Below are 25,375 nucleotides of genomic sequence, written 5' to 3'. Positions count from 1 at the left end.
CAGCGAATGAAGCTCGTAGCGATAGGTATCGGTCTCGCGGTCGGCTTCGGTCTGGCCGGAGCAGCACAGGCACAGCCGTTGACGCCCGACTACGCCCAGCCGCCGAATGGCATCGGCGACATCGGCGGTCCGACCCTCACGCCCGCGTTCTCGCCGATCCAGGTGCCGGCTCCGGACGTCCAGCGCGGGGGCGATGCGACAACCGTCGTCGCGCACCCGTATCTGGCGCCGTGGGTGCACAACCTTGTTCCGGTCGCGCCGAATACCGCGATCGAGGTGCAGGGTGCGGCGCGCGTCACCGTGCCTGGTGCGGCCGACGGCCGGACCTTGGTGATCAATCCGAACGGGCACTGCCTGTTCGACGGGGCGGGCGCCAGGCCGGCAGACCTCGACGCGACCGCCCTGCCCCCCGTGCGTATCGACACCCCCGTCCTTCAGCTCGTCGTCGAGCCGACGGTGTACCGCTGATCCGCTATTCGACGAATTGCAGTTCTACCTGGGGCAATTCGACCATGACGCGCGCGCAGACGGCGCGGTGCCAGGTGGCCGGGTAGCGGGTGCCCGGCTCGTGGCGGCAGTAGTCGTCGTTTGTTCGATAGGTGTGTAGTCGTGGTGAGATCTCGCCTGCGCCGATGGCATCGACCATCGCCTCGACGACCTGTTCGGTCTCGTCGGCGATTTCGGCGAGCTCGCGGGCCGCGGTGTCCGGGATCTGGAAAGAGCCCTTCTCCCACCGTTCCACGGTGCGCTCGGCGACGGCGAACAGCCTGGCGCACCAGGGCACCGGCAAGCCGAGTAACTCACGAGTGGCACGGAAGCCAGCGGCGGTTCCGGTCCCTAATAGGTCGTCCAAATCTGAAAGCCCCTCCCCAGCAGTGCGGTAGAGAAAAAGAATAGGACAGCGCGCGGAGCGGCATGGTCGATTCGTCGCCGGAAGTCAGGCCGTAACACCGGGACGGCAGGCGGCGGGGTCAGCGCGCATTGCCGCGCCTGCCGTTGGCTGTCGGGTGTTCGTGGGAGGATGAGGCGTGCGTTTGTATCGGGATGTGGCGGTGGTGGTACGCCAGCACAAGCTTGGCGAGGCGGACCGCATTGTCACGTTGCTGACGCGCCAGCACGGCTTGGTGCGCGCGGTGGCCAAGGGGGTGCGCAGGACCAAGTCGCGGTTCGGCGCCCGGCTGGAGCCGTTCGCCTACATCGACGTGCAGCTGCATCCCGGGCGCACGCTGGATGTGGTGACCCAGGTGCACACGGTCGAGGCGTTCGCCGCCGACATCATCGACGACTACGGGCGCTACACCACCGCCTGTGCCGTGCTGGAAACCGCCGAGCGGCTGGCCGGTGAGGAACGTGCGCCCGCGCCGCGGCTGCACGCGCTCACCGCGAGCGCCTTGCGCGCGATCGCGGCCAAACAGCGGCCGCACGAGCTGATCCTGGACGCATTCCTCTTGCGTGCCATGGGTTTTGCCGGTTGGGCGCCCGCGCTGGACGAATGCGCCAAGTGCGCGACACCGGGTCCGCATCGCGCGTTCCATGTGGCGGCAGGTGGCGCGGTCTGCGTGCATTGCCGTCCGCCCGGTGCGGCGACACCGCAGCAGGGGGTGCTCGAGTTCCTGGTCGCGCTGCTGCGCGGCGAGTGGGAGTACGTCGAGTCGGTGCCCGACGGGGTGCGCAGGCAGGCCAGCGGCCTGGTCGCCGCGCATCTGCAATGGCATCTGGAACGCCAATTGCGGACATTGCCGCTGATCGAGCGGTCGCGGCCGGTGAGCTCGCCCGCCTGAGTCCGCGTTTCGCTCGCCTAGAGCCGAGACCCACACAAGGCCTCCACAACCATCAGGCAGGATGGGGGCCGTGATCCTGCGCCGTGACTCCTCTACCGCGACCAAGTCGAGCTCTGCGCGGCCCGACGCGGTCGGCACCGTTCGTCCGCCCTCGCCGCATCCCTCGGGCGCCCGGCCGCCGGAGATTCCGGCCGAGCTGGTGCCCAACCATGTCGCGCTGGTGATGGACGGCAACGGCCGGTGGGCGCAGGAACGTGGACTGCCGCGGACCTCGGGCCACGAGCGCGGCGAGGCCGTGCTGATGGACACCGTCGAGGGCTGTATCGAGATCGGGGTGAAGTGGCTGTCGGCGTACGCCTTCTCCACCGAGAACTGGCGGCGCAGCCCCGACGAGGTGCGGTTCCTGATGGGGTTCAACCGTGACGTCATCCGCCGCCGTCGCGACGAGATGAACGAGATGGGCGTGCGGGTGCGCTGGGCGGGGCGGCGACCGAGGCTGTGGCGCAGCGTGATCAACGAGCTGGAGATCGCCGAGGAGCTGACCAAGAAGAACACGGTGATGACCCTCACCATGTGCGTCAACTACGGCGGCCGTGCCGAAATCGCCGATGCGGCAAGGGAAATCGCGCGACGGGTGGCGGCGGGCGAGATCGACCCCGAGAAGGTCACCGAGGCGACCGTCGCGAAATACCTCGACGAGCCGGACATGCCGGACGTGGATCTGTTCCTGCGGCCCTCCGGCGAGTTCCGCAGCTCGAACTTCCTCATCTGGCAGTCGGCGTACGCCGAATACGTCTACCAGCACACGCTGTTCCCCGATTTCGACCGGCGCAATCTGTGGGAAGCGTGCCTCGAGTACGCTTCGCGTGACCGACGCTTCGGCGGCACCAAGTGAACGGCGGCACAGAGATGGAATCTTCGGTGAGTCCCGAGATCGAACTGCAGGCGAAGGCCGGCGCGTGCCTGTCGCTCTACGACATCGAGGTGCGGGTCGATCCCGAAGGCTCGATCGGCTTCGAATACGAGGGCGCGCTGTGCTCGTTGCGCGCGGTGAGCCTTGCGCCAGGGCTGGATGTGCTGACGCTGACCTGCGTGCTTGCCTGGGATCGCCCGCTGAAGCCGCAGCTGCACAAGCGGGTCGCCGAGCGCAACAACGACCTCCAGTTCGGCTCGCTGACCGTGATCGGCCACGACAAGCAGGCCGACGTCATCCTGCGCTACACCTTCCCGGCCGCCGGTCTGGACGATCAGGCGCTGGCCACCATGCTGGTCCTGGTGTTGTCCGGCGCAGGCCGGGCCAGGCAGGGTCTGCTGGCGCCCTGACGTCCATGACAGGTGTCATGGGGGATCGGTGACAGGTGTGTGGGGGCTTTCGGCGGTTGGCAGGCGACCGTTGAGGCATGACATCAGCACTGAAGGCGGGCGCGGCAGGCAAGCACCGGGTGCCGCCCGCGATCGAACTGCGCGAGCTGTGTAAGAGCTTTCCGGTACCGGGCGGCGGGGTGGTGCAGGCCGTCGACGGACTCGACCTGGTGATCGAACCGGGCGAGATTGTCGCGTTCCTCGGCCCCAACGGTGCGGGCAAGACCACCTCCCTGGACATGGTGCTCGGCTTGGCGCGGCCGGACTCGGGCACGGTCGAGGTATTCGGTGGTACCCCGGCGCAAGCCCTTGCGGTGGGCCGGATTTCGGCGGTCCTGCAATCCGGCGGGTTGCTGCCCGATCTCACCGTCGCCGAAACCGTGCGGCTCGTCGCCGGTGTGCACGCAAACCCGTGCCCGGTCGACGAGGCGCTCACGCGGGCAGGCCTCACCGAGATCGCGGGCCGTCTGGTCGGCAAATGCTCAGGCGGACAACGGCAACGGCTCCGGTTCGCGCTCGCGTTGCTGCCCAATCCCGACCTCATCGTGCTCGACGAACCCACCACCGGCATGGATGTCGAAGGGCGAAGGGACTTCTGGAACGCGATGCGCGCGGACGCCGCGCGTGGCCGCACCGTTCTGTTCGCCACCCACTACCTGGACGAGGCTGACGCGTACGCCGATCGGATCGTGCTGGTCCGGGCAGGAAAGGTGGTCGCGGACGGCAGTGCCGCCGAGATCAAGAACCTGGCCTCGGGCCGCGCGGTCAGCGCGACCATGCCAGGCGCGGTGCGGAGTGCGCTGCTCGCCGTCCCCGGTGTCGACCAGGTGGAGGTGCGCGGTGACCGAATCATCGTGCACACCGGTGACTCCGACGCGATCGCCCGCTACCTGCTCACCGAGACCACCGCGGTCGATCTCGAAATCACCTCGCACAATCTCGAATCCGCGTTCCTGGCGCTCACCACCGGAGAGAACTGACATGACCACCCTTGCCGCACCGGCGGTTTCGACTATCCATCGGCCGACGCCCTTCGGCGGCTTCAGCGCCGGGTTCCTGCGTCTCGAACTGCGGCGCATGCTGCGCAATCGGCGCACCATGATTTTCACGCTGCTCATCCCGCCGCTGTTCTTCGTCATCTTCGGCCTGCAATCGGACTACCGGACACAGTCTTTCGGGTCGGGCAATGTGACCGGCTACATCATGGTGTCGATGGCCGTCTACGGCGCGATGCTCGCGACCACCAGCGGCGGCGCCATGGTGGCGATCGAACGCGCCACCGGTTGGAGCCGCCAATTGCGGCTCACCCCACTGCATCCGGTCGCCTACATCGCCACCAAGGTCGCCGTCGCGATGGCGCTCGGACTGGTGTCGGTCACCGCGGTGTTCGTGGTCGGTGGGCTGCTCGGCGCGCACCTCACGCCGGTGGCGTGGGTGAGCTGCTTCCTGATCGCCTGGCTGACCTCGCTGGTCTTCGCGGCATTCGGGCTGTTCGTCGGCTACCTGCTGCCGTCGGAGAACGTGATGCAGTTGCTCGGGCCGGTGCTTGCCGCGCTGTCCTTCGCGGGTGGGCTGTTCATGCCGCTGCACGGCTGGTTCGAGACGGTCTCGCGGGTGTTCCCGACCAATGGCGTTGCCACGCTGTCGCGAATGCCGTTCGGCGACACCGGTTCCGGTGAGATCGCGATCGCGGTGCTCAATGTCGTCGTCTGGGCCGCGGTGTTCGTCAGCGGCTCGGCCGTGCTGTTCCGCCGTGACACCGCCCGCTGACCTGTTGCGCGCGCCGCGTCGTGGCCGTCCTGTTCGCGGGGTGGACGGCCGCGACGCTTTCGGCGGCGCGCCAGGCAGGACGTGGCTCACCTGGGCCGACGCCGGTTCGGTAGCGTCGGTCCTCGTGATCGACCAGCGCTCGGGCAGCACATGCGGCAACCTCTCGTGCGGGAGCGACGCATGGGTGTGAGGTCAGGGCTCGCTTCGCTGCGGGCCGCCGGATTTTCCGGTCTCCTCGATCGGGCGGTCGATGATCAGGCGTTGGGCGCGATAAACAGCAGGCGTCGCGGCTGGTGGGGCATCGTCGTCGCGGTGGTGTGGCTGGTCTGGCTGATACCGCCGATCATGCAGCGCTGGTCGCAGGGGGACACCGTGCAGGCGGGTCTCGCGGCGGCGTGCTTTGTGGCGTTCGTAGCGCTGGTGTTCGGGTCGTTCCTGATGGCGCGCCGGTCCGGTCCGCGTGATCCCGTGGTCGAGCAGCCGATCGACCATCGAATCTGGCCGGTGCTCGGGCTGATGATCGCGTTGCTTGTGGCGCTGGTGGTGCTGCTCGGTCCGGTCGCGCTGCCGACCGTGATCTACATCGCGATCGTTGCCATCTTCGCCCTGCCCGCCAGGGAATCCGGGTATGTGGTCCTGGCGGTGATGTCGGCGATGCTGCTCCTTCCGGTGCTCCTGCCTGGCAGGCAGCCGACGGAGATGCCGTTCTATCTGGCCTTCGTTCCGGTGGCCGTCTGGTTGGCCAGGCAGCTCGGTGTGCGCGGCGAGCGGCTCGCGGAGCTGGCGCGGCGACAGCGTGCCGAACTCGAGATCGTCGAGGAGCGCAACAGGGTGTCGCGCGACGTGCACGACATTCTCGGCCACTCACTGACCGTGATCACCGTGAAAACCGAACTGGCGCAACGGCTCATCGATGTCGATCTGGTACGGGCCAAGACCGAGCTCGCCGATATCGAACGACTCGCGCGCGAAGCGCTTGCCGGCGTGCGCGATACCGTCGGCGGCCTGCGCGAGGTCTCGCTGCGTGGCGAGCTCGCCAACGCGAAAACCGCACTGGCGGCGGCGGATATCGTCGCCGATCTCCCGGACCCCGCACAGCTCCCCGAAACACCGCACAGCGAGCTGTTCGGCTGGGTGCTGCGCGAGGCGGTCACCAACGTGATCCGGCACAGCGCGGCCAGGCACTGCACGGTGCGGGTCGGCGACAGCTTTGTCGAGGTGGTCGATGACGGCCGTGGCCTCGGCGCGAGCGCGGCATCCGGCTCTGGGCTCGCCGGCCTGCGTGAGCGGGTCCGCGCCGCGGGCGGAACGTTGACCGTGTCCGCGTCGAAGGAGGGCGGAGTGCGGGTCGCTGCCACCGTTGCGCCCGCTGAACCGCCCCGAAACAGGAAGAGAGACCGATGATCCGGCTGTTGCTCGCCGATGACCAGGCGCTGGTGCGTGGCGCGCTCGCGGCGTTGCTCGGACTGGAAGCCGATCTGGAGGTGGTGGGGGAGGTCGGTCGCGGCGACGAGGTGCTCGACGCGGTCGCGCGCACGAATCCCGATGTGGTGCTGCTCGATGTGGAAATGCCTGGCATGGACGGCATCGCCGTCGCAGGCCACCTGCACACCGCCCACCCCGATGTGCGGATCTTGATGGTCACCACGTTCGGCCGCCCCGGCTATCTCCGCCGCGCCATCGACGCGGGCGCCAGCGGGTTCGTCGTCAAGGACACCCCGGCCCGGGAACTCGCCGACGCCGTTCGCCGCGTCCAGATGGGTTTGCGCGTAGTCGACCCCGCGCTCGCGGCCGAAACTCTGACCGCAGGCACCTCGCCGCTCACCGCCAGGGAACGCGAGGTCCTCGCCGCGGCCGCCGACGGCGCCACCGCGGGCGCGATCGCAAAGCAGCTGCATCTGTCCGAAGGCACTGTCCGCAACCATCTTTCGTCCGCTATCGGCAAGACCGGCAGCTCGACCCGCGCCGAAGCCGTTCGCGCGGCCGAACGCCTCGGCTGGCTCTGATCTGCTTGCGGCACCTCAGGACTGGCTCAGGTGGAGGGTCCCGACGAGTAGGGACCCTTCGGGCCCCGGGGCCTGGTAGCCCAGCGAGCCGTCGGGCCGGAGTTCGACCGTCGTGGTCCTGCCGTTGTCGGGACAGCCGGCACCACCGGTGGCGCGGCCCGCAAAGGTGAGCTCGGTCGCGGCCATGCTCACCACGCGTTCGGCGCGCTCGCACCGATTGCCGGAGAGCCGATCGGTGTCCTCGGAGGTCGCGACCTCCTCGGCGGTCTTGCCCGCGATGATGGTCAGGACGACGTCGATCGTGTGCGCGCCATCGCCTGCGGTGCCTTCCCAGGTACCGAGAAAGCCTTGGGGGACATTCCAAATGGCCGTGACGGGCGTGGTATCCCCGGGCGAGTCGATGGTGCTGGTTGCCGGGGTGGTCGAGTCGCGCGGCAACTGCTGGCGGATCACGAAAACTGCCACCCCTACGGCGAGGAGGGCGATGGCGAGGACTGCGGCCAAGCGCAGCAGCGTCTGCCGATCCGGTGGGCGCGGCCGCCGCGGTCCCGATCGGTCGAGCGCCGACGGTTCCTGACTCATCGAGTCGAGTCTAAGCCCGCGCCACGGTCGTTTCGCCGGGTTCGACAGAATACGAAATCTGTTGCCGCTCAGTCGGGTACCGGGCAGCCATGGCTGCCCGGCACCCGGTCACTGCATTCGCGGCAGGCCGGCACGGGCCGTGCACCGCGGTGTCAGAACGGCATAACCGCGCAGATCGGTCCGATCCCCAGTGCGGAGTTGACGGTGATCGGCGTGATGAAGTAGGTCTCGCCCTGGACGTATTCGGCAGCCCAGATCTTGTGCCCGCCTTTTCTGGCCGGCGTCCAGGTGGTGACTGCCTTGCCCGACGTGTCCGCGACCACACTGGCCGGCTTGAACGTCAGGTCCGTACGCGCGCCTTCGATTTCGTCAAGGAAGACGACCGTGCTGCCCGGCTTCGCGGTCGCGGTGACCTGGTACGAGCAGCTCGCGCCGTAGAAGCTCGAGCTGCCGAAGCTTAGGCCGACGGCGATGTCGATGTTGCTGACCGAGGCTCCGGCGTTGGGCGCGGCGGTCGCGGCGGCGGCGCACAGCGCCCCGAACGCGGTCGCGGCGACGGCGGTCCTCTTCGAAACGGTCACGGCAGGTAATCCCCTTCCGGCGACGGGTCCCCTTCTGCGGGGCTTCCCGACACTTGCACAGGCGCTCCGCAAGATCAATGGCCGGGTCTGGATCGATGTGCCAACAGTGTGCGGGGCGGGCTCAGGTGGCGGCGGGTCCGTAGGGGAGCAGCGTGCGGATGCCACGTGCCAGGGTTTGCGGGTCGATGTCGCCGATGATCAAGTGCTGCAACATGAATCCGGGCAGCACGCCCATCGCGGCGGTCGCCACGGCGTGGATGTCGGTGTCCGGCGGCAGCCAGCCCGCGTCGCGCATCCGCTCGGTGTACTCGTACCAGCAGTCGCGAATCGCGAGGATCGCCTCCTTGACGTACACGGCCGCCTCGGGATGCACCAGAGCCAGCGCCCATGCCTGCGGCGCCAGCCGCAGGAAGCCGTCGGGTCCGCTGTTCGCGACCATGTGCTCGGCCAGCGCGCCGACCAGCCGGTCCGGTGTCGGCAGTGGGTCCTCGTGGATCATCTCGGTCATCACCAGGCGCAGGCCGACCGTTGTCTGCGTGGCCAGCGCCGCGATCAGCTCGTCTTTGCTCTTGAAGTACCGGTAGACCGCGCCTGCCGAGAGCCCGGATTCGGTAAAGACGTCTTGCATCGAGGTTTCGTGGAAGCCCTTGCGGCTGAAACACAGTTTGGCGGCATCGAGTATCTGCTGCCTGCGGCGGGTGAGGTGTTCCTCGCTGACTCTGGGCACTTGCTCAATGTAAAACGAACATCCGTTCTTGACAAGGCGAATGGGTGCGTGCGACGGTGGATTCACCGAAAAAGAACGGTCATTCGATTTTTGGGAGAACCCCATCATGAGCGAGCGAATCATCAACACAGCTACCGGTGGTGGTCATGCCGGAGCCGAGCGCCAGCGAGGCGCAGGCATGACCACCATGCAGCGAGCGTTCGCCGTTGCCGTCGGGGCAGCGCTGCTTCAGGCACTGATGCTCGTCGCCTTCGCCTGGCCTGCCGCCAATATCGCCCCGCGCGACGTGCCGTTGGCCGTCACCGGCCCGCAGGCCGAGATGATCGTCGGCACGCTGACCGGCCACAGCCCCGGCGCGTTCGACATCTCCCGCCCGGCCGACGAGGCCGCCGCGCGCGCCGCCATCGCGGACCGCGAGGTGTACGGCGCGATCGTCACGGGCGACGGCCCGCCCAAGGTGCTGATCGCCTCCGGCGCGAGTCCTGCGGTCGCACAACAGCTCACGCAGATCGGGCAGCAGCTGTCCGGGGCGCCCGCGCCGCGGGTGGAGGACGTGGTCGCCGCCGACGCCGACGATCCGCGCGGCGCGGCGTTCGGCGCGATGGTGCTGCCGCTGGTGATGTCGGGCATCACGGCGGGCGTGCTGCTCAGCCTGGTGATTCCGACGGTCCGCGGAAAGCTGGTCGGCCTGGCCGCTTTCGGTGTGGTCGGCGGGCTGCTGAGCATGGAGATCGCGCACGGCTGGATGTCGGTGATCCCGGGGAACTATCTGGTGCTGTCCGCAGTGGCGGGGCTCGTCTCGTTCGCGGTGGCGGGTGCGGTGGTCGGGCTCGCGGGCGCAGTTGGCCAGGCGGGCATCGGCATTGCCGCGTTGACCATGCTGCTGATCGGGAATCCGTTCTCGGCGGCCACCTCGGCGCCGGAACTGCTGCCGCAGCCGTGGGGCGCCGTCGGCCAGTACCTCCCGCCGGGCGCGGCCGCCTCGCTGATCCGCTCGGTCGCGTTCTTCGACGGCGCGGGCGCGGCTGCGCCGCTGACGATTCTGCTGGTCTGGTCGGTCGCCGCACTCGCACTGCTCGGTGTGGGCGCGCTGCGGGCCAGGCGCATCAGCGAAAGCCCGGCTTCCGCACGGGTTCCGGTCGCCGTGGGCTGACGACGGCGAAAAGACAGCAGGCCCACCCGCATTCGCGGGTGGGCCTGCTGTTTTCGGGAAGCGAGGAGCCGGGCGAAAGCTCCTCGCCCACAGGGGTGTTCGGAACTCAGTTGACGGTCAACGCGAGAGTCGGTGCGGTGGCCGCGCCTTCGGACTTCTGCGCGTTGTAGGTCAGCACGTACGGGCCGGTGCCCGGTGCCGGGACGACGAACACCACGTTGTTCTTCGGCAGGTCGATGGTCTTGTTCGCATCGAGCAGCTCGTTGATCGGGTTGCGATCATCGGCGACCAGCGCCTGTCCACCGGAGGTCTGCACCGAGAAGTATTCGGTGAAGATGTTGAGACCGCCGCCCGGAATGTTCGGTCCACCAGTGATTTTGATGTGCAGCGCGAGCTCGTACTTGTCCTTCTCGCCCTTGGTGTAGCTCGGGCTGAGCGTGCCGCCGGTCACCGTGATCGTGGTCTGATCCTGCACCAGCGTCCCGCTGACGGCGAGCTTCTTCGGCTCGATGCTCTCCACCTTGCCCGCGGCGGCGAGCGGAATCTTGGTCTGGTTGTCCGAGGCCTGCCCGTACACCACGGTGATCGTGTCGAGCAGGTGCTCGGCGTCCTTGGCGGACTTGACCGGGGTGCTCACCTTGCCCGCGGCAGCGCCGCCGCCGGGAACAGTCGGGTTGTCCCAGCTCGCGCCGCCGTCCACCTGGCTGCCGACCAGCAGCGAGGTGTTGTTGCTCATCGTCTTGTTCTCGAGCGTGGTGTTCTTGTAGGTGATGTCGATCAGCACCTTCGCGCCGCCGTATTCGTCCGGCACCACGGTGGCCTTGTCGACGGTGATGTCGAAGCCTTCGAACCAGCCGGTCTTGCCGATCTTGCGCACCGTCGCCTGGCCGGTGTTGGTGCTGCCCGGCGAGCCGTTGGCTACCACGCTGGAGGCGGGCGCCGACGGGCTCGGCGTTGCCGCGCCGTCCTTGTCATTGCAGGCTGTCAGAGCCAGCGTTGCCGCGCTGAGGAGCGCGAATGCTCCTGCGGCCGTTCGAATCCGACGGCGGCGCGCCGGAGCAATGGATGAGATCAGGGTCGAGCGCACGCTGCCTCCCAGAGATGTGCAAACCACAAGACTGACACCCGGATCCGCCGGGCGTTCACGGTTCGCGTTGAAATCTGCACGGGAGGCGCGGACGTTAACCAGGCCTCGGTCCGCTGAGCGGACCAGATCGTGGACTACACCGACGTCCGGCCGTCGCCGTTGCCCGCCGACGCGCAGGACCGGCAGGTGCCGAACACCTCGACGGTATGGCTGACCTCGGTGAATCCGTGTTCCTTCGCGACCGCGCCCGCCCACGCCTCGACCGTCGGACCCTCGACCTCGACGGTGCGTCCGCAATGCCTGCACACCAGATGGTGATGGTGCCCGGTCGAACACTGCCGATAGACGGATTCGCCGGAGTCGATGCGCAATACGTCGACCATGCCCGCGTCGGCCAGCGACTGCAGGGTGCGGTAGACGGTGGTCAGGCCGATGCCTTCACCGCGCTTGCGCAATTCGTCGTGCAATTCCTGGGCGGAGCGGAACTCCTCGATGTCACCGAGCAGTGCGGCGATCGCACTGCGTTGCCTGGTGCTGCGGATGCCGACCGGCTTCTGCGGTACGACGGTGTTGTCTGGCACGAATCACCCTTCCTCGGCGTGCGCGACGGCGTCGACGACGATATGCGCGAGGTGGTCGTCGACGAGTTCGTAGAGCACCTCGCGACCCGACCGTTCACCGTGGACGACGCCCGCGGACTTGAGGATGCGCAGATGCTGACTGACCAGCGGTTGGGTGACACCCAGCGCGTCGACCAACTCGTGCACGCAGCGCGGTGACTCGCGTAGTTGCAGCACAATGGCGATGCGGACCGGCGCCGCCAGGGCGCGGAGCAGCTCGCCTGCGTCCTCCAGCACGGTCCGCGTCGGTACCGGCGCGGGCGCGGGCGAGCGGTAGGGGTTGTGCGGGTGGGCAGCGGCAGTATCGGTGGTCATGGCACCAACTCCTTATTGGAAAGCGATCCCATTTTGATATGCATAATTGCGCATGTCAAACGGACGCGCCGGAGTGTCGATGATCCACTGCGGCGGCGCGCGGATGTCCGTGCGGTGGAAACTCGGTTGGGCAGGGCCGATAGTCTGTGGGCGAGGTCTGATCGGACCGAACTAATCCGACTCGTAGTGGATGGAGAATTCTCGAGTGGCACCCAAGTCGAAGGTGGACACCGTTGCCAACCTCGCCAAGCGCCGGGGTCTGGTGTACCCGAGCGGTGAGATCTACGGAGGCACCAAATCGGCATGGGACTACGGTCCGCTGGGTGTCGAACTCAAGGAGAACATCAAGCGGCAGTGGTGGCGGTCCATGGTCACCAGCCGCGAGGACATCGTCGGCCTCGACTCGTCGGTGATCCTGCCGCGCCAGGTGTGGGTGGCCTCCGGCCACGTCGGCGTGTTCAACGATCCGCTGGTGGAATGCCTGAACTGCCATCACCGTTTCCGGCAGGACCACCTGCAGGAGGCGTACGCGCTCAAGAACAAAGTCGACGATCCCGATTCCGTCTCGATGGAACTGATCGCGTGCACCAACTGCGGCACCGTCGGCAAGTGGACCGAGCCGCGCGACTTCAACATGATGCTCAAGACCTACCTCGGCCCGATCGAGTCCGAGGACGGTCTGCACTACCTGCGGCCGGAGACGGCGCAGGGCATCTTCGTCAACTTCGCGAACGTGATGACCACCGCGCGTAAGAAGCCGCCGTTCGGTATCGCGCAGATCGGCAAGAGCTTCCGCAACGAAATCACCCCTGGCAACTTCATCTTCCGCACCCGCGAGTTCGAGCAGATGGAGATGGAGTTCTTCGTCAAGCCCGGTGACGACGCCGAGTGGCACAAGTACTGGATCGAGACCCGCTTCTCCTGGTACACCGACCTCGGCATCAACCCGGACAACCTGCGGCTCTACGAGCACCCGAAGGAAAAGCTGTCGCACTACTCGGCGGGCACCACCGATATCGAGTACCGCTTCGGCTTCCAGGGCAACGAGTGGGGTGAGCTGGAGGGCATCGCCAACCGCACCGACTTCGACCTGAAGACGCACTCCGAGCACTCGGGCACCGAGCTCAGCTTCTTCGACCAGACCACCAACGAGCGCTACGTGCCGTACGTGATCGAGCCCGCGGCGGGCCTGACCCGCTCGCTGATGGCGTTCCTGGTCGACGCGTACGCCGAGGACGAGGCGCCGAATGCCAAGGGCGGCGTCGACACTCGCACCGTGCTGCGCCTGGACCGCAGGCTCGCCCCGGTGAAGGCGGCGGTGCTGCCGTTGTCGCGCAACGCTGATCTGACGCCGAAGGCGAAAGACCTTGCCGCACAGCTGCGCCGGAACTGGAACGTCGAGTTCGACGACGCGGGCGCCATCGGCCGCCGCTACCGTCGCCAGGACGAGATCGGCACCCCGTTCTGCATCACCGTCGACTTCGACACCCTCGAGGATCAGGCGGTGACCATCCGCGAACGCGATTCGATGACCCAGGAGCGGATCGCCCTGGACAAGGTCGAGGGTTATCTGGCCCAGCATCTGCTGGGTTCCTAGGTCTTCGCGAAACGACCCGCGCCGGCTGATCGGTGCGGGTCGTTTCGTATTCAGCGCTGTGGTGGCAGCGGTGGGGTCGGTGGCACCGGCGGCGTCGGTGGGTTGTGCGGGCTGGAACTGTTGCCGCTCACCGTGATTCCGATCGCCGTCGGGATGAGCAGCGCCATGCCCCACGGCACTTCGACCCAGAACGGCCAGAAGTAGCCCGCGCCGGTCGCGGCCCAGATCAACAGGCACAGCATGTTCACGAAAACCCAGGGGATCCACATGATCACGACCCACTGCGGTATCCGCTTGGATATCTTCGTCGGCCCCGTGCGGCGCTGAGGCAGGTCCGCAACGACCGGGGTCAACTCGCCGTAGGTCTTTGCCGCATAGGCGTGTTGCAGGCGCTCGTCGTACTCGTGCAGGGACAGCCTGCCCTCGTTCATCGCGTGTCGCAGTTGTTCGACGATCTTCTCGCGGTCGGCGTCAGACGCCCGCAGGTTCTCCGGAGCCACGTTTGCCAGCGTAAAGCGGTGAACGGTGGCGTGCGCACCGAAATCCATTCAGTGGCAGTGCGGCCTGCTCGCGGAAATAACGCCTCCGGCCGAGCCGTTGACGTTCGGTATGCGATAGATCACCGATACCGAGGAGCTGGCATGGCAAGAGCGGTGCGATACGAACGTTTTGGTGGGATCGAGGAATTGGCGGTTGTCGAGGTGCCGACACCGACGGCGGGGCCGGATCAGGTGGTGGTCGCCGTGGTCGCGGCGGGCATCAATCCGGGCGAGGCGGCCATCCGCACCGGTGTGCTGCGCGACATCTACCCGTCGATCTTTCCTTCCGGCCAGGGCAGCGACTTCGCGGGCCGGATCGTCGAGGCCGGTGCGGGTGTCGGCGGCGTCGCGGTCGGCGACGAGGTGCTCGGGTTCACTCATCAGCGGGCCAGTCATGCGACCCACGTGGTGGTGCCCGCCGACCAGGTCACGCCCAAGCCTGCCGGGCTGAGCTGGGATGTCGCCGGCGCGCTCTTTGTCGCGGGGACAACGGCTTTCGCGACGGTGCGCGCCGTGGCCGCGGGCAAGGACGACACGGTCGCGGTCTCCGGTGCTGCCGGTGGCGTCGGCACGATCGCCGTGCAGCTGCTGCGGGACGCGGCGCGCAGGTGATCGGTATCGCGGGCGAGGCCAACCAGGAGTGGCTGCGCACGCTCGGGGCGACCCCGGTCGTTTACGGTGCCGGACTCCTCGATCGGCTGCGTGCCGCGGCTCCCGAGGGCATCGATGCGTTCATCGACACCTTCGGCGCCGACTATGTGGACATCGCGGTGGAACTCGGGGTGCCGGTCGAGCGGATCGACACCATCATCAACATGGCTGCGATCGAGAAGTACGGCGTGAAGGCCGAGGGCAATGCCGCGGCGGGCACCATCGACGTGCTCGCCGAGCTGGCGGATCTGGCCGCCGCAGGCACCATCGAGGTGCCGATCGCGGCGGCGTATCCCTTGGACGAGGTGCAGGACGCCTTCCCGGAGCTCGAGCAGCGCCACACCCGAGGCAAGATCGTGCTGCATCCCTGACGTGCTCCCGCGCCCCGAATCGAGTGCGCGAGAACGAGGTTCAGTCGAACTCCGCGCACTGAGCCTCGCCTCGGAGCGTCAGAGCGGGACGTCCCAGAAGGCGAGCTCGTGGCGCATGCCCTCCAGGAACAGTGCCTCCGCGCGGTCTTGCGGGGCGTTCGCCTCGTCGATCATCTCGGCGCAGCGGCGGGTGAGTGCGGCGAAGCCGGGATCGGCGTAGGTGTCGATCCAGCGGCGGTAGCGCGGCTCGTCGGGCGGGGCGGCGGCCAGCCGGGCACCGAGTGTCGAATACCCCCACATGCACGGGTACAGCGCGACGAGGCCCTCCGCGTAGTCGGCGGCCGAGTCGAGCAGGAAGGACGTATAGGCCACACAGGCCGGGCCTTTGGTGGCGCCGCCGAGGTCGGCGCCGAACTCGGCGGCCAGGGAGCGGTGCAGCGCGAGCTCGTCGTGCAAGGTGGCGTGCGCCAGGTCGACCAGGTCACCGAGGTGGTCCGCGGGCGCCTGCCAGGCGAGGCGGCTGAACACGCGGACGTAGTCGAGCAGGAACAGATAGTCCTGCTCCAGCCAGGAGCGGAAGATCGGCTCGGGCAGGTCGCCCTTGGCGATGCCTGCCACGGTGGGATGGTCGAGCTGATGCTCGACCAGGGGGCGGCCGAGTTCTTCCAGATGTGCGGCGAGACTCATACCCGCAGTCTCTCACCAGGCCGCGCCGACCGGGAACGGCTCCCGACCGGATCGATTGTCCGCGCTGGTTTGCGCGCTCGCTGATGTTGCCGCACGCTTGCGCTGTGTTGCGGGATGAGGCAGTAGTACCTGATGAGGCTGTGGTGGTGCGGGTGTTGGCGCCATCGGAACAACGGTTTGTTCGACATGGGACTTACACGGGTCGGTCGGTGTCGGTGACGGGACCGCTCGACCGGGCGGCGGCGACGGCGGCGTTCGCCGCGCTGCAGCGAGCTTTTCCGGTGGTGACCTGCCGGATCGGGGAGGATGCTTCAGGTACGGGTTACCTACTGCGCCCAGGAGATTCGCTCGTCGAGGCGACGGTGACCGAAGGGGATGTCGAGAGCTTCGGCCTGCCTGCGCAGCAGCTGGACCCGGCGACCCAGCTGGCGTACCTGGATGTGGTGGCAGGCGCAGACCGGTGGCGGGTGACGTTGTTCGCGCATCACAGCGTCGCGGATGCCGGGCATTGCGTGGACATGCTGTCGCGGTGGTGGGGTTGGTACACCGACATCGTCGATTCGGTGCCGATAGATGTTGTGCCGCAAGACTATCCGCAGTCGTTGGAATGGCATGCGGAGCGGCGCGGCATCGTTCGAGGTGCGGTATCCGGCTTCGAGGATGTGACGGGAACGACGCCGCCCGAGGCAGGCGCTGCCGCAGCCGGGGAGCCGAGGCCGAGTTCGATGGCCAGGCCACAGCGGATCCGGCTGGATCAGGCGACAACGGCGCGGATTGTCGAGCTGGGTCGTCACCGAGGTGTCAGTGTGAACGGGCTCGTCACCGCCGCGCTGTTGCGCGCGTACGCGTCCGAGACATCGGATGTCGCAGGCGATTCGGTGCGACTGGGCTGCTTGTATCCGGTGGACTTGCGGTCGCGGCTCGATCCTCGGGTCGCGCCCGCCGCGGGCACCAATATGGCCGGGCTCGCGTCGTTCGCCGCCGATATCGACCCGTCCGGTGATGTGATCGAACTGGCCCAACGGATTTCGGGACGACTACGCCACGATCTGTCCGAAGGCATCGTGCAGCAGTCGGTGCTGCACTTCCCCGACTTCTACGGGCCGAATCGAATTCACTCGCTGGCCAAGCATGTTGCGATCACCAACACCGGCGCGGTGCCACGTTTCCGCACGCCCGCCGGCGTCGAACTCACCGACTACGAGATCGTCTATCTCTCGGCGCATCCCCGGCGGTCCACCGGATCCGCCGCCGTCGTCACCTTCCCCGTCTACACCTTCCACGGCATGCTTACTGTCGGTGTGCTCGCTGGCGGCGATGCCGATCGGCTGCTTGTCGCCGTGCACAAGGAACTGACGGCATTGTCCGACGCGGTGATCGAGGACTGACCAGGCACGGGTGAAAGTCGTAGCTGGGTTCGACTGTTCGGGCAGAATGCTCGGTAAAGCGGACGATCGGGTTGGAAGCGGGTGTGCCAGCGGTGACTGACGAGAACCGGAAACGCGGCGGAGGACTCGGGGCGGCAGCGGTCGGCGTTGCGGCGCTCGGCGTCGGCGAGGCGATCGCCGCGAGCCGGGGCGGTTCGCTGATCGACACCGTCGGCCGGGCGGTGATCGACGTGGTGCCGGTGCCGGTTGTCGAGGCCACCGTCGAGATATCCGGCAGACACGACAAGGCGGCCACCCGGCTCGGTGTCGGTGTGGCCGGGATCGCGGCCACCGTCGCGATCGGTGCGCTGCCGCAGCGACTGCGCACCCCACTCGCCGTGCTGTTCGGTGCGGGCGCAGGCGCGCTGGCGATGCGGCAGGCGACGCAGTCGACCTCGACCGTGGCCGGTGCCGTCGCGGCCGCGGGCGTGCTGGCGGCCGGATTGCGCAGGCGCCCAAAGGGCGTGCTCGGCACACTGGCCTTCGCCGCGACCGGAGCAGGCATGTTCGCGGCCGCGCACACACTGCATCACGATCTGGATCGCAAGCGGGACAACGACCTTCGGCGGATCGGACCGATGGGCGCACTCGGGCTGGTGCCCGAGGACGGACTCGAGGACGAGCCGGGGTTGTCGCCGCTGGTCACCGCGGCGCACCGGATGTACGTCGCCGACGTCAATCTCCGCCCGCCCCGGATCGATCCGAGCCACTGGCGCCTGTCGGTGACCGGCAAGGTCGCGCATCCGCTACGGCTGTCGCTGTCCGAATTAGCCGAGGACGCGGTGGAATTCGACGCGGTGATGGTGTGCGTGCACAACCGCCCCGGTGAAGGCAGGGCAGGCAACGGCCGCTGGTACGGCGTGCCACTGGCCGACCTGCTCAAGCACGTCATTCCGGAGCCGGGCGCCACTCGGCTGGTCACCAAAGCCGTGGACGGCTACTCGATTTCGCTGCCGCTCGAGCCACTGCGCTCGGGGGAGTGGCCCGGCTATGTGGTGGTCGGCATGAACGGCGAGCCGCTGACACCCGCGCACGGCTTCCCCGCCCGCGTCTTCGTTCCGGGCCTCTACGGCCAGTACACCGGCGCGAAGTGGCTCGGCGAGCTGGAACTCACCGACGACAGCCACGTCGACTACTGGTGGAAACGCGGTTGGCCTGCGGGACCACTGTGGGTGACACCGCAGGCACGCATCGACGTGGCCGCACCTGGCCGCGTCGCCGCGGGCACCACCTCCCTCGCCGGAGTCGCCTGGGCGCCGCCGCACGGCGTCGCCGGTGTCGAGGTCCGCGTCGGCGAAGGAGAGTGGCGCCCAGCCGATCTCGGTGTCGAACTCGGTCCCGCCGCGTGGCGTCGCTGGCGTGCCACGGTGGAACTGCCGCCGGGGGAGCATCGCGTCCAGGCCCGCACGATCAGCCGCTCCGGCGAGGTCCAGGACGGCAGGCAGCGCCCACCGTTCCCGACCGGCCCCTCCGGATTCCACTCGGTCACCGTGCAGGTCTGAGCGGTTATTTCGCGACGATCGGTTCCTGGAGTTCGGTGACCCAGCCGCTCTGGTCCTCGGTGAACACCAGGGTGACCTCGCGGCTCGGGCCGCTGATGCGGTAACCGTTGTCATCGATCCAGCGGCCGAGCGCCTGCCACGGCTCGAGCACCTCTTTCATCGCGCCGCGGTGGACCAGGGTGGCGGCCTCGGGGACGGCGGGCAGATCGGTGATCGTGAAGTCGTACGCGGCATCCGGTTCGACGGCGACCGGCATCGCGGCGTGCGCGAGCACGGTGCCGTCCTGGCGTTCGTCGTAGTAGGCGATGCCGTGCCCGACGATCTCGATTTCGGCCTGCGCCAGCCGGCAGCACAGCTCCTCGAACAGCGGCCCGATCACCGGCCCGATCGACTCCGGCTCGAAATCCTCGGCAACGCCGGACAATTCGGCGACCCGCACCGCGGGAATGGACTTGATGATCACATCGTGGGTAGGCACGGTGCCTTCTTTCTCGATGATCCGGAGCCTCGATTCGACTTGGACGAGTCGCGCGCGGTCGCCCGCGATGCGCTGCTCGAGCTCGGCACGGCGCAGCGTGAGCATGCCGCGCATTTCCGCGACGCTCACCTGGTCGTCGAGGATCCGGCCGACCTGTTCCAAGGTGAAGCCGAGTTCCTTCAGTGCGACAAGACGATTGAGCCTGGCCAGCTGTCCGCCCGAATAGAAGCGGTAGCCGCTCGACTCGTCCACTCGATCCGGTCGCAACAGGCCGATCGCGTCGTAGTGGCGCAGCATGCGCACCGACACCCGTCCGTGTCTGGCGAAGTCTCCGATACTGAACATGACGACTCCTGGTTTACGGCCTCACACAGTGTCAGGGTCAAGCGTGTCGGGCCGCTCCCGGCGGCTCGTCATTGCCGCCTGGCGCGCGGCGAAGGCTACCGCGGGCACCATACCCAGTGCGAGGATGCCGCCGCCGATGGACAGGACGGGAAAGCCTGCGGCGGCGACGAGGTAGCCCGAGGCCATGCTGCCCGCGGCGCCCGCGACGGCCATGGCGACGTCGATCAGGCCCTGGGTCTTGGCGCGGGTGGCGAGTGGGACGGCGTCGGTGATGAGCGCGCTGCCGGTGACCAGGCCGAGGTTCCAGCCGATACCGAGCAGCGCGAGAGCGACCGCCAATGGGGCGATCGAGTCGAAAGGCGCACTGGCGGCGACGATTCCGGCGGCAAGCAGGGTCAACCCGGAGGCGGCGGCGACCGGGTAGCGACCGCAGCGGTCGACGAGCCAGCCGGTCAGCGGCGAGGGGAGGTACATCGCGCCGATGTGGATGGCGATGACGAGGCCGGTGGCCGCGCCGCCGTGGCCATGGTCGTGCATGTGCACGGGTGTCATCGTCATGATCGCGACCATGACGAGCTGGGCGAGCACCATGATCAGCGTGCCGATCAGCACGTCGGAGCCGCGCGTTTCGACCGCAGGATGCGGCACGTCGTCCGCAGCCGTAGCGGAGTGCTCGGCCGCTCGGATCCTGGCCAGCAGCAACGGATCTGGACGCAACCAGACGCCCAGCACCACCGCAGCCAGCGCGTACGCGACACCCGCGAGGAGAAACGGCCCGGCGAGGTGCGGGATGCCGATGGCATGCGCGAGGCCGCTGGTCGGTGCGGTGAGGTTGGGGCCGATCACCCCGCCGAGGGTGGTGGCGACCAGCACCGTGGATACGGCGCGGGCGCGGTGCGCGGGATCGGCCAGATCGGCTCCGGCATAACGGGCTTGCAGATTGGTCGACGAGCCCGCGCCGTAGACGAAAATCGCAAGGAACAGCAGCACCGGATTGGCCGCGACAGCGGCGGCGATGACGCCCGCGCAGCCGACCGCACCGGTCAGATACCCGGCGACAAGTCCTGGACGGCGGCCGCGGGCCTGCGAAATACGTCCGACGGCGATGGCCGCCAGCGCGGAACCCGCGGTGCCGAGGGCGCCGGGCAGACCGGCAAAACTGGTGGAGCCGAACATATCCTGTGCCAGCAGGGCGCCGACGGTCACGCCTGCCGCGAGTCCGGCGCCGCTGAGGGCCTGAGCGGCGACCAGGACGGTCAGGATTCGGCGCTGCTGCTCCGCGGGTGGGCGGTCGTCGAATCTGGCGGGTGCGGAGGTGGTCATGACCGTGTCAGACCAGGTCCAGGCGGTCGATGAGCCCAGCGTCGGTGAACGCGGCGACCAATTCGGTACGGCCCTCGGTGAAGTGGGCCCAACCGTCGTAGTGGACGGGAACGACCCGCTTCGCGCCGAGGATTCGCGCAGCTTCGACGGCCTCGGCGCTGTCGAGGACGAGCGGCGCGCCGTCGAAGAGGACAGAGAAGCGGGGTGCTCCGGCGAAGAGGATTGCGGTGTCCACCGGGCCGAAACGTTCGGCGATCTCCTGTACGGCGGCGAGCGAGGCGTTGTCGCCGCTGACGTAGACGGTCGGCAGGTCCGTCCCGGTCAGGACGAATCCGACGACCTGGCCGGTGATCGGCTCGACCTCTTCGCGGGTGCCTGGTCCGTGGATGGCAGGAACACCCGTCACGGTGATCGTGCCGCCGCCGGGGCGGGTGAGCTCGATCGATTCCCAGTCGGCCAGCCCCTTGGCCTTGTTCCCCAGGCGCTGTCCGCCTCCTGGCGTGGTGAGGGTGAGCGGGATGTCGGCGAGCAGGGCGCGACCGGAGTTGTCGAGGTTGTCGGGGTGTTCGTCGTGCGAGAGCAAAACCACGTCGATCCAGCCGAGCTCGGCCGGGGCGACAGCCGGGGGTGCCGTTTTGGTTACCGAGCCGCCCGGTCGCTGATAGTCGCGGGGCGCGTCGAACGTCGGATCTGTGAGAAACCTCAGGCCGCCGTATTCGAAGAGCGCGGTCGGTCCGCCGAGGACGTTGATGGGGATCTGCTGGCTGGTGGTGTCGGCGAAGGCCATGACGAACTCCTCACGGATAAATCTCTATCTAAGCGTGAGAAGAGTACGCGGTTCTCACGGATAAATGCAAGCTGTACCATGAGAGCTGTGAGGGAGTCGCTGACCGCCGAGCCTGCGTTGCCGCCCGCGCCCGGTGCCGAGCAGCACCTTGCTCTCGACTTCGCCAATAGTGCCTTTACGCTGCCCGGTGGACATTTCGTCGACCTGCTCGGCACCCCCGAATCGACGAATCGTTGGCTCAACGACCACGGTCTCGCACCGGCCGACGCCGGAGTGCAGGAGATGTGCGCGACGCAACTGCGCGCGTTGCGCGAACACATCAGGGCATTGTTCGCGGCCCGCGTCGGCGGGCTGCCGGTGCTGCCCTCGGCACTGTCCGCCGTCAACGACGCGATGAGCAGGACCCCTACCGCGGCCCTGCTGCAGTGGGACGAGAAGAACGGCCCTTACCGAGCCGCGATCTGCCCGCCCAACGAGATACTCGATCGCGCTCTCGCCACCCTCGCTGCCGACGCCGCCGATCTCCTCACCGGCGCCGACGCCGAATTCCTCACCACCTGCGACTCCGCCCCGTGCAACCGCTACCTGATCCGCCACGGCCGCCGCCAATGGTGCTCAACACGCTGCGGTGACCGCGTCCGCGCCGCCCGCGCATACACCCGTCGCACTCAGTCGAAGACGGACTGACGAATTACGAAGGGGCGCATGGACGGATCCGACGCGCCTGCACCGGGCGTGGCTGGTCGACGCGGACCGGCGAGTTGCGAAGGGACACATGGGCGGATCCGGCGCGCCTATACCCGGCGCGACCGGTCGACGGCGGGCCGATGAATTACGAAGGGGCGCAAGGAAAGGCCTGCACGATCAGGGCGGGGTCAGAATCGGCCGCCGCGGCTGATCCGTCGCGATCCGGAGGAACCACCGTAGGAACCTGCGCTCCAGTCGCTCGATCCGGAGCGACGGCTGCCGGTGGACGCACCGCGCAAGAACCCGTCGATCAGGATGCCGCCGAGGATCGCGCCCGCTTGCGCGGTGCCGGATGGTGGCTGGCTTGCCTCCCACGCCCGCACGCTGGCCTGCGCGGCCTGTAGGGCACGTCCGCCGAGGTCGGCGGCGGCCTGGGCGTGCGACATCGCCTTGGCGGGGTCGCTTGCGCCGAGTTGTTGTGCCGCATCGAGATTGCGCTGCGCCTCGGACAGCCGGGTGCGTGCCTCGGCGTCGATGCCGCCGCGTCGGGTGCTGATGTAATCCGAGGCGGCGGTGATGCGGGCGCGAGCGCCGGTGAGCGCCTGGTCGAGTCGGCGCCGCAGGTCCTCGTCGGCGAGCTTGCGGTCGGTGGCCGCGGCGATGGCCCGGTCCAGGTCGCCATCGGTGGCGACGGCGGTGTGGAAGGCATCGAGCGGGTTGGCTGCCGCGGTGGCCTCGGCGGTGCCGAGGACGGTCTGTGCGGCCGCGATCGCCGCCGCGAGTTCCGTGCCGCCGTAGCCGGAAAGCTCAGTGGCCGAAGCGATATCACGGCGCAGCTCGTCCAGCACGGCGGGCAGGCCGTCGCGGGCCTGCTGGATATCGGCCGCGGCGTTGTCGACGGCGTCGAGCAGGGTGCGGGACTGACCGACCGCGGCCTCCGCGGCACGGATCGCGGCGACCGCACCACCTTGCTTGCCGACCGGCTGGGTGAGTGCCGCGCGGCCCGCGTCGATGTTCTGTTCCGCGAAGGTGATTCGTTCCCGCGCCATCGTGACGTTGTCGTGGATCGGGGCCAGGACGCTCGCAGGCTGTGCGGCGGTGAGCCTGGACAGCTCCGCATCGGAGGTGGGGACGCGGCCCGTCAGCTCGACCAAATCCCTTGTCAGCCCGTCCAACCGGTCGGCGGCGTTGATCAAGAGGTTGCGCATGGCGTCGAATTCGTCGACCTGGGCATCGAGTTCGCGATCGGCCCGCCCGACCGTGCCGAGCAGGTCGACCAGCAGGGTGCGCTGTTCCTCCGGGGTCTCCGGGATGTCGTCGTCCAACCGTTGGCGGATCGAGAAAGCCTTGGCGGCCGCGGTTTTCGCGTGGTCGAGGGCGGTGGTGAAGGGGAGCGCGGCGGTGGCGCCGAACTCGCCGGTCGCCAGCGCCAATTCCTCCGCGCTGGTGCGGATCGCGTTGTCGAGCTCGACGAGCACCTCACGGGAGCGGGTATGCAGTGCCTCGAGGGGCAGTGCGGCCAAGGCGGTGGTGTTCTCCGGGTCGACCTGTCGTGCCGCGGCGAGCTCGTCCTTCGCCCTGGCCCGGCGCCGGGTGCGTGAAAACAGCACGAGCCCACCGATGATGAGCACGAGCACGCCGCCGAGGACGAGCAGCACCCGGTAATTGCTCCCGCCGCCGTTCATCGCGCCGCGCAGACCGTCGGCCATCTCGACGCCCGCGTCGGCCAAGCCGCCTTTGCGGAGGGCGGGTTCCACAGTGCGGGTCAGCAGGGTGTCCAGCTCGGAATCGGTGACGCCGCTCGGCAATTCGCCGGAGAGCCAATACGCGCTGTCTTGCGTGGCGATCGCGAGCAACAGGTCGTGCTTGCCGAATCCGGACTTTGTCGCGGTGCTGTCGGCCCATGCCTCCGGGGTGAGACCGCCGAAATCGCGCACATAGACCACCCACAGCCGCACCTGCTGGTCGGCGTACAGCTGGTCCACCGCGGCACGCACCCGGTCGGCCTGGCCGCCGTCGAGCACCTTCGCCGAGTCGACCACGTAGGTGTCCATCCGTAGCGGCTGCTCTGCCGCCACCGTCGGCGCGCCTACCAGCGCGGCTGCGGCGAACAACATGCTGAGCGTCACCCAGGCGGTCCAGCGGGCGAGACGATTCGGCAGCGGCATGCCAAGAATCTATCGTGCGAGGTCGGTGGCGGGGTCGCAGGACATTTCGGGAACGACGGCTCCACGGCGATCATGACCTGCGCGGGGTCCCGCGAGATGGCAGGCGGCGGCGGTGGTCGATAGCATCGAGGGCGTGATCACGATAGATCGCCCATACACCGGTCAGGTTTCGCCGGAATCGAATCCACAGCAGCGCGACGTTGCCGGTGCAGGCATCGTCAAGATGGCCGTCGGCGCCATGAACAACAACTGCTATCTCGTGCAATGCGCGGCCACCGGCGCGGCTCTGCTCATCGACGCAGCGAACGAAGCCGAGCGCATCGAGGAGCTCATCGGCTATGTCGCGCCAGGTCAGATCGGCTTGATCGTCACCACCCATCAGCATCCCGACCACTGGTGGGCGCTGAAGGAGACGACGGCCGCCACCGGCGCACCCACCGCCGCGCACCCGCTCGATGCCGACCCGCTCCCCGTCCGCCCCGATCGCCTGCTCGCCGACGGTGAGCACATCGCCATCGGCGAGCTCCGCCTCGAGGTCATTCACCTGCGCGGACACACCCCCGGCTCGGTCGCGCTCGCCCTGACCGACGGCGACGGACGGGTGCACCTGTTCACCGGCGACTCGCTGTTTCCCGGTGGCGTCGGCCGCACCACCAACCCGGAGGACTTCGATTCGCTCTACGGCGATGTCACCGCCAAGCTCTTCGGCCGCTTCCCCGACGACACCGTCGTCTATCCAGGCCACGGCGACGACACCACCCTCGGCGCCGAGCGCCCGCACCTCGCCGAGTGGCGCGAACGCGGCTGGTAGTGCCTAAGTTATTGCCTG

The 25,375-nt window shown here is 68.2% G+C and carries 27 protein-coding genes and 1 pseudogene; 15 read left to right on the top strand and 13 right to left on the bottom strand.

The genetic code is table 11. The annotated features are described in order from the left end of the window. Positions 1–6 precede the first annotated feature (6 nt). The gene (locus ACGFNJ_RS12235; protein WP_393446438.1) at positions 7–468 is read left to right on the top strand and encodes a hypothetical protein; all 462 of its coding nucleotides are present in this window, start codon (positions 7–9) and stop codon (positions 466–468) included. A 4-nt stretch (positions 469–472) separates the two neighbouring features. Here ACGFNJ_RS12235 and ACGFNJ_RS12230 read toward each other — a convergent pair whose 3' ends face one another. Beyond that, complete coding sequence (locus ACGFNJ_RS12230; protein ID WP_167837715.1) at positions 473–853, bottom strand: DUF1870 family protein; 381 nt, start codon at positions 851–853, stop codon at positions 473–475. A 175-nt stretch (positions 854–1,028) separates the two neighbouring features. On the opposite strand from ACGFNJ_RS12230, the gene recO reads away from it, so the two are divergent. The 7 genes from recO to ACGFNJ_RS12195 all read left to right on the top strand — a co-directional run bounded on the left by recO (position 1,029) and on the right by ACGFNJ_RS12195 (position 6,919). After that, a complete protein-coding gene (gene recO, locus ACGFNJ_RS12225; protein WP_393446436.1) occupies positions 1,029–1,781 on the top strand; it encodes a DNA repair protein RecO in 753 nt (250 codons plus the stop codon). Positions 1,782–1,842: 61 nt separating this feature from the next. Beyond that, positions 1,843–2,676 carry an isoprenyl transferase gene (locus tag ACGFNJ_RS12220; RefSeq protein WP_393446434.1) on the top strand — a complete coding sequence of 278 codons (834 nt, stop codon included), beginning with the start codon at positions 1,843–1,845 and terminating at the stop codon, positions 2,674–2,676. 14 nt (positions 2,677–2,690) lie between these two features. Continuing rightward, positions 2,691–3,104: a YbjN domain-containing protein gene (locus ACGFNJ_RS12215; protein ID WP_393446432.1), complete on the top strand. Its 414-nt coding sequence runs from the start codon at positions 2,691–2,693 to the stop codon at positions 3,102–3,104. A 77-nt stretch (positions 3,105–3,181) separates the two neighbouring features. Beyond that, the gene (locus ACGFNJ_RS12210; RefSeq protein WP_393446430.1) at positions 3,182–4,123 is read left to right on the top strand and encodes an ABC transporter ATP-binding protein; all 942 of its coding nucleotides are present in this window, start codon (positions 3,182–3,184) and stop codon (positions 4,121–4,123) included. A 1-nt stretch (position 4,124) separates the two neighbouring features. Beyond that, entirely contained in the window at positions 4,125–4,913 is a 789-nt protein-coding gene (locus ACGFNJ_RS12205) for an ABC transporter permease (protein ID WP_393446428.1), read from the top strand. A 180-nt stretch (positions 4,914–5,093) separates the two neighbouring features. Beyond that, positions 5,094–6,317 (top strand): sensor histidine kinase, encoded by a 1,224-nt coding sequence (locus ACGFNJ_RS12200; RefSeq protein WP_393446426.1) that lies wholly within the window; start codon positions 5,094–5,096, stop codon positions 6,315–6,317. Then, positions 6,314–6,919 (top strand): response regulator, encoded by a 606-nt coding sequence (locus ACGFNJ_RS12195; protein WP_393446424.1) that lies wholly within the window; start codon positions 6,314–6,316, stop codon positions 6,917–6,919. Before ACGFNJ_RS12200 ends, ACGFNJ_RS12195 begins: the two co-directional genes overlap by 4 nt. Before the next feature lie 15 nt (positions 6,920–6,934). On the opposite strand, the gene ACGFNJ_RS12190 is transcribed toward ACGFNJ_RS12195, so the two are convergent. From ACGFNJ_RS12190 to ACGFNJ_RS12180, 3 genes are all read right to left on the bottom strand, one after another. Then, on the bottom strand, positions 6,935–7,501 hold the full coding sequence (locus ACGFNJ_RS12190; protein WP_393446422.1) for a hypothetical protein: 567 nt from the start codon (positions 7,499–7,501) through the stop codon (positions 6,935–6,937). 152 nt (positions 7,502–7,653) lie between these two features. Then, positions 7,654–8,082, bottom strand: coding sequence for a hypothetical protein (locus ACGFNJ_RS12185; RefSeq protein ID WP_393446420.1), 429 nt, complete (start codon positions 8,080–8,082; stop codon positions 7,654–7,656). 121 nt (positions 8,083–8,203) lie between these two features. Next, positions 8,204–8,809: a TetR/AcrR family transcriptional regulator gene (locus ACGFNJ_RS12180; RefSeq protein WP_393446418.1), complete on the bottom strand. Its 606-nt coding sequence runs from the start codon at positions 8,807–8,809 to the stop codon at positions 8,204–8,206. Positions 8,810–8,915: 106 nt separating this feature from the next. Between ACGFNJ_RS12180 and ACGFNJ_RS12175 the strand changes: the two genes are divergently transcribed. Continuing rightward, complete coding sequence (locus ACGFNJ_RS12175; protein WP_393446416.1) at positions 8,916–9,962, top strand: hypothetical protein; 1,047 nt, start codon at positions 8,916–8,918, stop codon at positions 9,960–9,962. Positions 9,963–10,068: 106 nt separating this feature from the next. Here the strand turns inward: ACGFNJ_RS12175 and ACGFNJ_RS12170 are convergent, their stop codons facing one another. The 3 genes from ACGFNJ_RS12170 to ACGFNJ_RS12160 all read right to left on the bottom strand — a co-directional run bounded on the left by ACGFNJ_RS12170 (position 10,069) and on the right by ACGFNJ_RS12160 (position 11,984). Continuing rightward, positions 10,069–11,049 (bottom strand): hypothetical protein, encoded by a 981-nt coding sequence (locus ACGFNJ_RS12170; protein ID WP_393446414.1) that lies wholly within the window; start codon positions 11,047–11,049, stop codon positions 10,069–10,071. 134 nt (positions 11,050–11,183) lie between these two features. Continuing rightward, on the bottom strand, positions 11,184–11,630 hold the full coding sequence (locus tag ACGFNJ_RS12165; RefSeq protein WP_393446412.1) for a Fur family transcriptional regulator: 447 nt from the start codon (positions 11,628–11,630) through the stop codon (positions 11,184–11,186). 3 nt (positions 11,631–11,633) lie between these two features. Beyond that, positions 11,634–11,984, bottom strand: a complete 351-nt coding sequence (locus tag ACGFNJ_RS12160) for a helix-turn-helix transcriptional regulator (RefSeq protein WP_069164319.1) — start codon at positions 11,982–11,984, stop codon at positions 11,634–11,636. Between the two features lie 205 nt (positions 11,985–12,189). Between ACGFNJ_RS12160 and ACGFNJ_RS12155 the strand changes: the two genes are divergently transcribed. Beyond that, on the top strand, positions 12,190–13,581 hold the full coding sequence (locus ACGFNJ_RS12155) for a glycine--tRNA ligase (RefSeq protein WP_393446410.1): 1,392 nt from the start codon (positions 12,190–12,192) through the stop codon (positions 13,579–13,581). Positions 13,582–13,631: 50 nt separating this feature from the next. Here ACGFNJ_RS12155 and ACGFNJ_RS12150 read toward each other — a convergent pair whose 3' ends face one another. Next, the gene (locus ACGFNJ_RS12150; RefSeq protein ID WP_393446408.1) at positions 13,632–14,081 is read right to left on the bottom strand and encodes a DUF1707 domain-containing protein; all 450 of its coding nucleotides are present in this window, start codon (positions 14,079–14,081) and stop codon (positions 13,632–13,634) included. 141 nt (positions 14,082–14,222) lie between these two features. Here ACGFNJ_RS12150 and ACGFNJ_RS12145 point away from each other — a divergent pair. Beyond that, a pseudogene (locus ACGFNJ_RS12145) lies at positions 14,223–15,142 on the top strand (NADP-dependent oxidoreductase). 78 nt (positions 15,143–15,220) lie between these two features. On the opposite strand, the gene ACGFNJ_RS12140 reads toward ACGFNJ_RS12145, so the two are convergent. After that, on the bottom strand, positions 15,221–15,829 hold the full coding sequence (locus tag ACGFNJ_RS12140) for a TenA family protein (RefSeq protein WP_393446406.1): 609 nt from the start codon (positions 15,827–15,829) through the stop codon (positions 15,221–15,223). Positions 15,830–15,912: 83 nt separating this feature from the next. Here ACGFNJ_RS12140 and ACGFNJ_RS12135 point away from each other — a divergent pair, with 83 nt between their 5' ends. Then, positions 15,913–17,217: an acyltransferase gene (locus tag ACGFNJ_RS12135; protein WP_393446404.1), complete on the top strand. Its 1,305-nt coding sequence runs from the start codon at positions 15,913–15,915 to the stop codon at positions 17,215–17,217. Positions 17,218–17,309: 92 nt separating this feature from the next. Then, the gene (locus tag ACGFNJ_RS12130) at positions 17,310–18,758 is read left to right on the top strand and encodes a molybdopterin-dependent oxidoreductase (protein WP_393446402.1); all 1,449 of its coding nucleotides are present in this window, start codon (positions 17,310–17,312) and stop codon (positions 18,756–18,758) included. Between the two features lie 4 nt (positions 18,759–18,762). Here ACGFNJ_RS12130 and ACGFNJ_RS12125 read toward each other — a convergent pair whose 3' ends face one another. Genes ACGFNJ_RS12125 through ACGFNJ_RS12115 form a run of 3 tightly spaced genes read right to left on the bottom strand, consistent with a single transcriptional unit; the run spans position 18,763 to position 21,691 of the window. Then, positions 18,763–19,581: a MerR family transcriptional regulator gene (locus ACGFNJ_RS12125; RefSeq protein WP_393446400.1), complete on the bottom strand. Its 819-nt coding sequence runs from the start codon at positions 19,579–19,581 to the stop codon at positions 18,763–18,765. A 21-nt stretch (positions 19,582–19,602) separates the two neighbouring features. Then, the gene (locus ACGFNJ_RS12120) at positions 19,603–20,904 is read right to left on the bottom strand and encodes an MFS transporter (RefSeq protein WP_393446398.1); all 1,302 of its coding nucleotides are present in this window, start codon (positions 20,902–20,904) and stop codon (positions 19,603–19,605) included. 7 nt (positions 20,905–20,911) lie between these two features. Beyond that, positions 20,912–21,691, bottom strand: a complete 780-nt coding sequence (locus tag ACGFNJ_RS12115; protein WP_393446396.1) for an MBL fold metallo-hydrolase — start codon at positions 21,689–21,691, stop codon at positions 20,912–20,914. An 87-nt stretch (positions 21,692–21,778) separates the two neighbouring features. Between ACGFNJ_RS12115 and ACGFNJ_RS12110 the strand changes: the two genes are divergently transcribed. Further along, positions 21,779–22,378 (top strand): CGNR zinc finger domain-containing protein, encoded by a 600-nt coding sequence (locus tag ACGFNJ_RS12110; protein ID WP_393446394.1) that lies wholly within the window; start codon positions 21,779–21,781, stop codon positions 22,376–22,378. A 188-nt stretch (positions 22,379–22,566) separates the two neighbouring features. Here ACGFNJ_RS12110 and ACGFNJ_RS12105 read toward each other — a convergent pair whose 3' ends face one another. Continuing rightward, a complete protein-coding gene (locus ACGFNJ_RS12105; RefSeq protein WP_393446392.1) occupies positions 22,567–24,546 on the bottom strand; it encodes a TPM domain-containing protein in 1,980 nt (659 codons plus the stop codon). Positions 24,547–24,679: 133 nt separating this feature from the next. Between ACGFNJ_RS12105 and ACGFNJ_RS12100 the strand changes: the two genes are divergently transcribed. Then, the gene (locus ACGFNJ_RS12100) at positions 24,680–25,357 is read left to right on the top strand and encodes an MBL fold metallo-hydrolase (protein WP_393446390.1); all 678 of its coding nucleotides are present in this window, start codon (positions 24,680–24,682) and stop codon (positions 25,355–25,357) included. Positions 25,358–25,375 lie beyond the last annotated feature (18 nt).

This window comes from Nocardia sp. NPDC049149 (assembly GCF_043197455.1).
Taxonomy (GTDB): Bacteria; Actinomycetota; Actinomycetes; order Mycobacteriales; family Mycobacteriaceae; genus Nocardia.
Note: the sequence above shows the minus strand (reverse complement) of the source record. Positions and strands in the feature narration are given on the sequence as shown.

What these genes read in the sequence shown, in the direction of transcription:
- ACGFNJ_RS12175 (WP_393446416.1), top strand. Translation starts at nt 8,916, where the DNA reads ATGAGCGAGCGAATCATCAACACAGCTACCGGTGGTGGTCATGCCGGA.
- ACGFNJ_RS12125 (WP_393446400.1), bottom strand. Translation starts at nt 19,581, where the DNA reads ATGTTCAGTATCGGAGACTTCGCCAGACACGGACGGGTGTCGGTGCGC.
- ACGFNJ_RS12215 (WP_393446432.1), top strand. Translation starts at nt 2,691, where the DNA reads ATGGAATCTTCGGTGAGTCCCGAGATCGAACTGCAGGCGAAGGCCGGC.
- ACGFNJ_RS12115 (WP_393446396.1), bottom strand. Translation starts at nt 21,691, where the DNA reads ATGGCCTTCGCCGACACCACCAGCCAGCAGATCCCCATCAACGTCCTC.
- ACGFNJ_RS12220 (WP_393446434.1), top strand. Translation starts at nt 1,843, where the DNA reads ATGGGGGCCGTGATCCTGCGCCGTGACTCCTCTACCGCGACCAAGTCG.
- ACGFNJ_RS12195 (WP_393446424.1), top strand. Translation starts at nt 6,314, where the DNA reads ATGATCCGGCTGTTGCTCGCCGATGACCAGGCGCTGGTGCGTGGCGCG.
- ACGFNJ_RS12135 (WP_393446404.1), top strand. Translation starts at nt 15,913, where the DNA reads ATGTTGCCGCACGCTTGCGCTGTGTTGCGGGATGAGGCAGTAGTACCT.
- ACGFNJ_RS12160 (WP_069164319.1), bottom strand. Translation starts at nt 11,984, where the DNA reads ATGACCACCGATACTGCCGCTGCCCACCCGCACAACCCCTACCGCTCG.
- ACGFNJ_RS12200 (WP_393446426.1), top strand. Translation starts at nt 5,094, where the DNA reads ATGGGTGTGAGGTCAGGGCTCGCTTCGCTGCGGGCCGCCGGATTTTCC.
- ACGFNJ_RS12210 (WP_393446430.1), top strand. Translation starts at nt 3,182, where the DNA reads ATGACATCAGCACTGAAGGCGGGCGCGGCAGGCAAGCACCGGGTGCCG.
- ACGFNJ_RS12205 (WP_393446428.1), top strand. Translation starts at nt 4,125, where the DNA reads ATGACCACCCTTGCCGCACCGGCGGTTTCGACTATCCATCGGCCGACG.
- ACGFNJ_RS12190 (WP_393446422.1), bottom strand. Translation starts at nt 7,501, where the DNA reads ATGAGTCAGGAACCGTCGGCGCTCGACCGATCGGGACCGCGGCGGCCG.
- ACGFNJ_RS12120 (WP_393446398.1), bottom strand. Translation starts at nt 20,904, where the DNA reads ATGACCACCTCCGCACCCGCCAGATTCGACGACCGCCCACCCGCGGAG.
- ACGFNJ_RS12235 (WP_393446438.1), top strand. Translation starts at nt 7, where the DNA reads ATGAAGCTCGTAGCGATAGGTATCGGTCTCGCGGTCGGCTTCGGTCTG.
- ACGFNJ_RS12105 (WP_393446392.1), bottom strand. Translation starts at nt 24,546, where the DNA reads ATGCCGCTGCCGAATCGTCTCGCCCGCTGGACCGCCTGGGTGACGCTC.
- ACGFNJ_RS12140 (WP_393446406.1), bottom strand. Translation starts at nt 15,829, where the DNA reads ATGAGTCTCGCCGCACATCTGGAAGAACTCGGCCGCCCCCTGGTCGAG.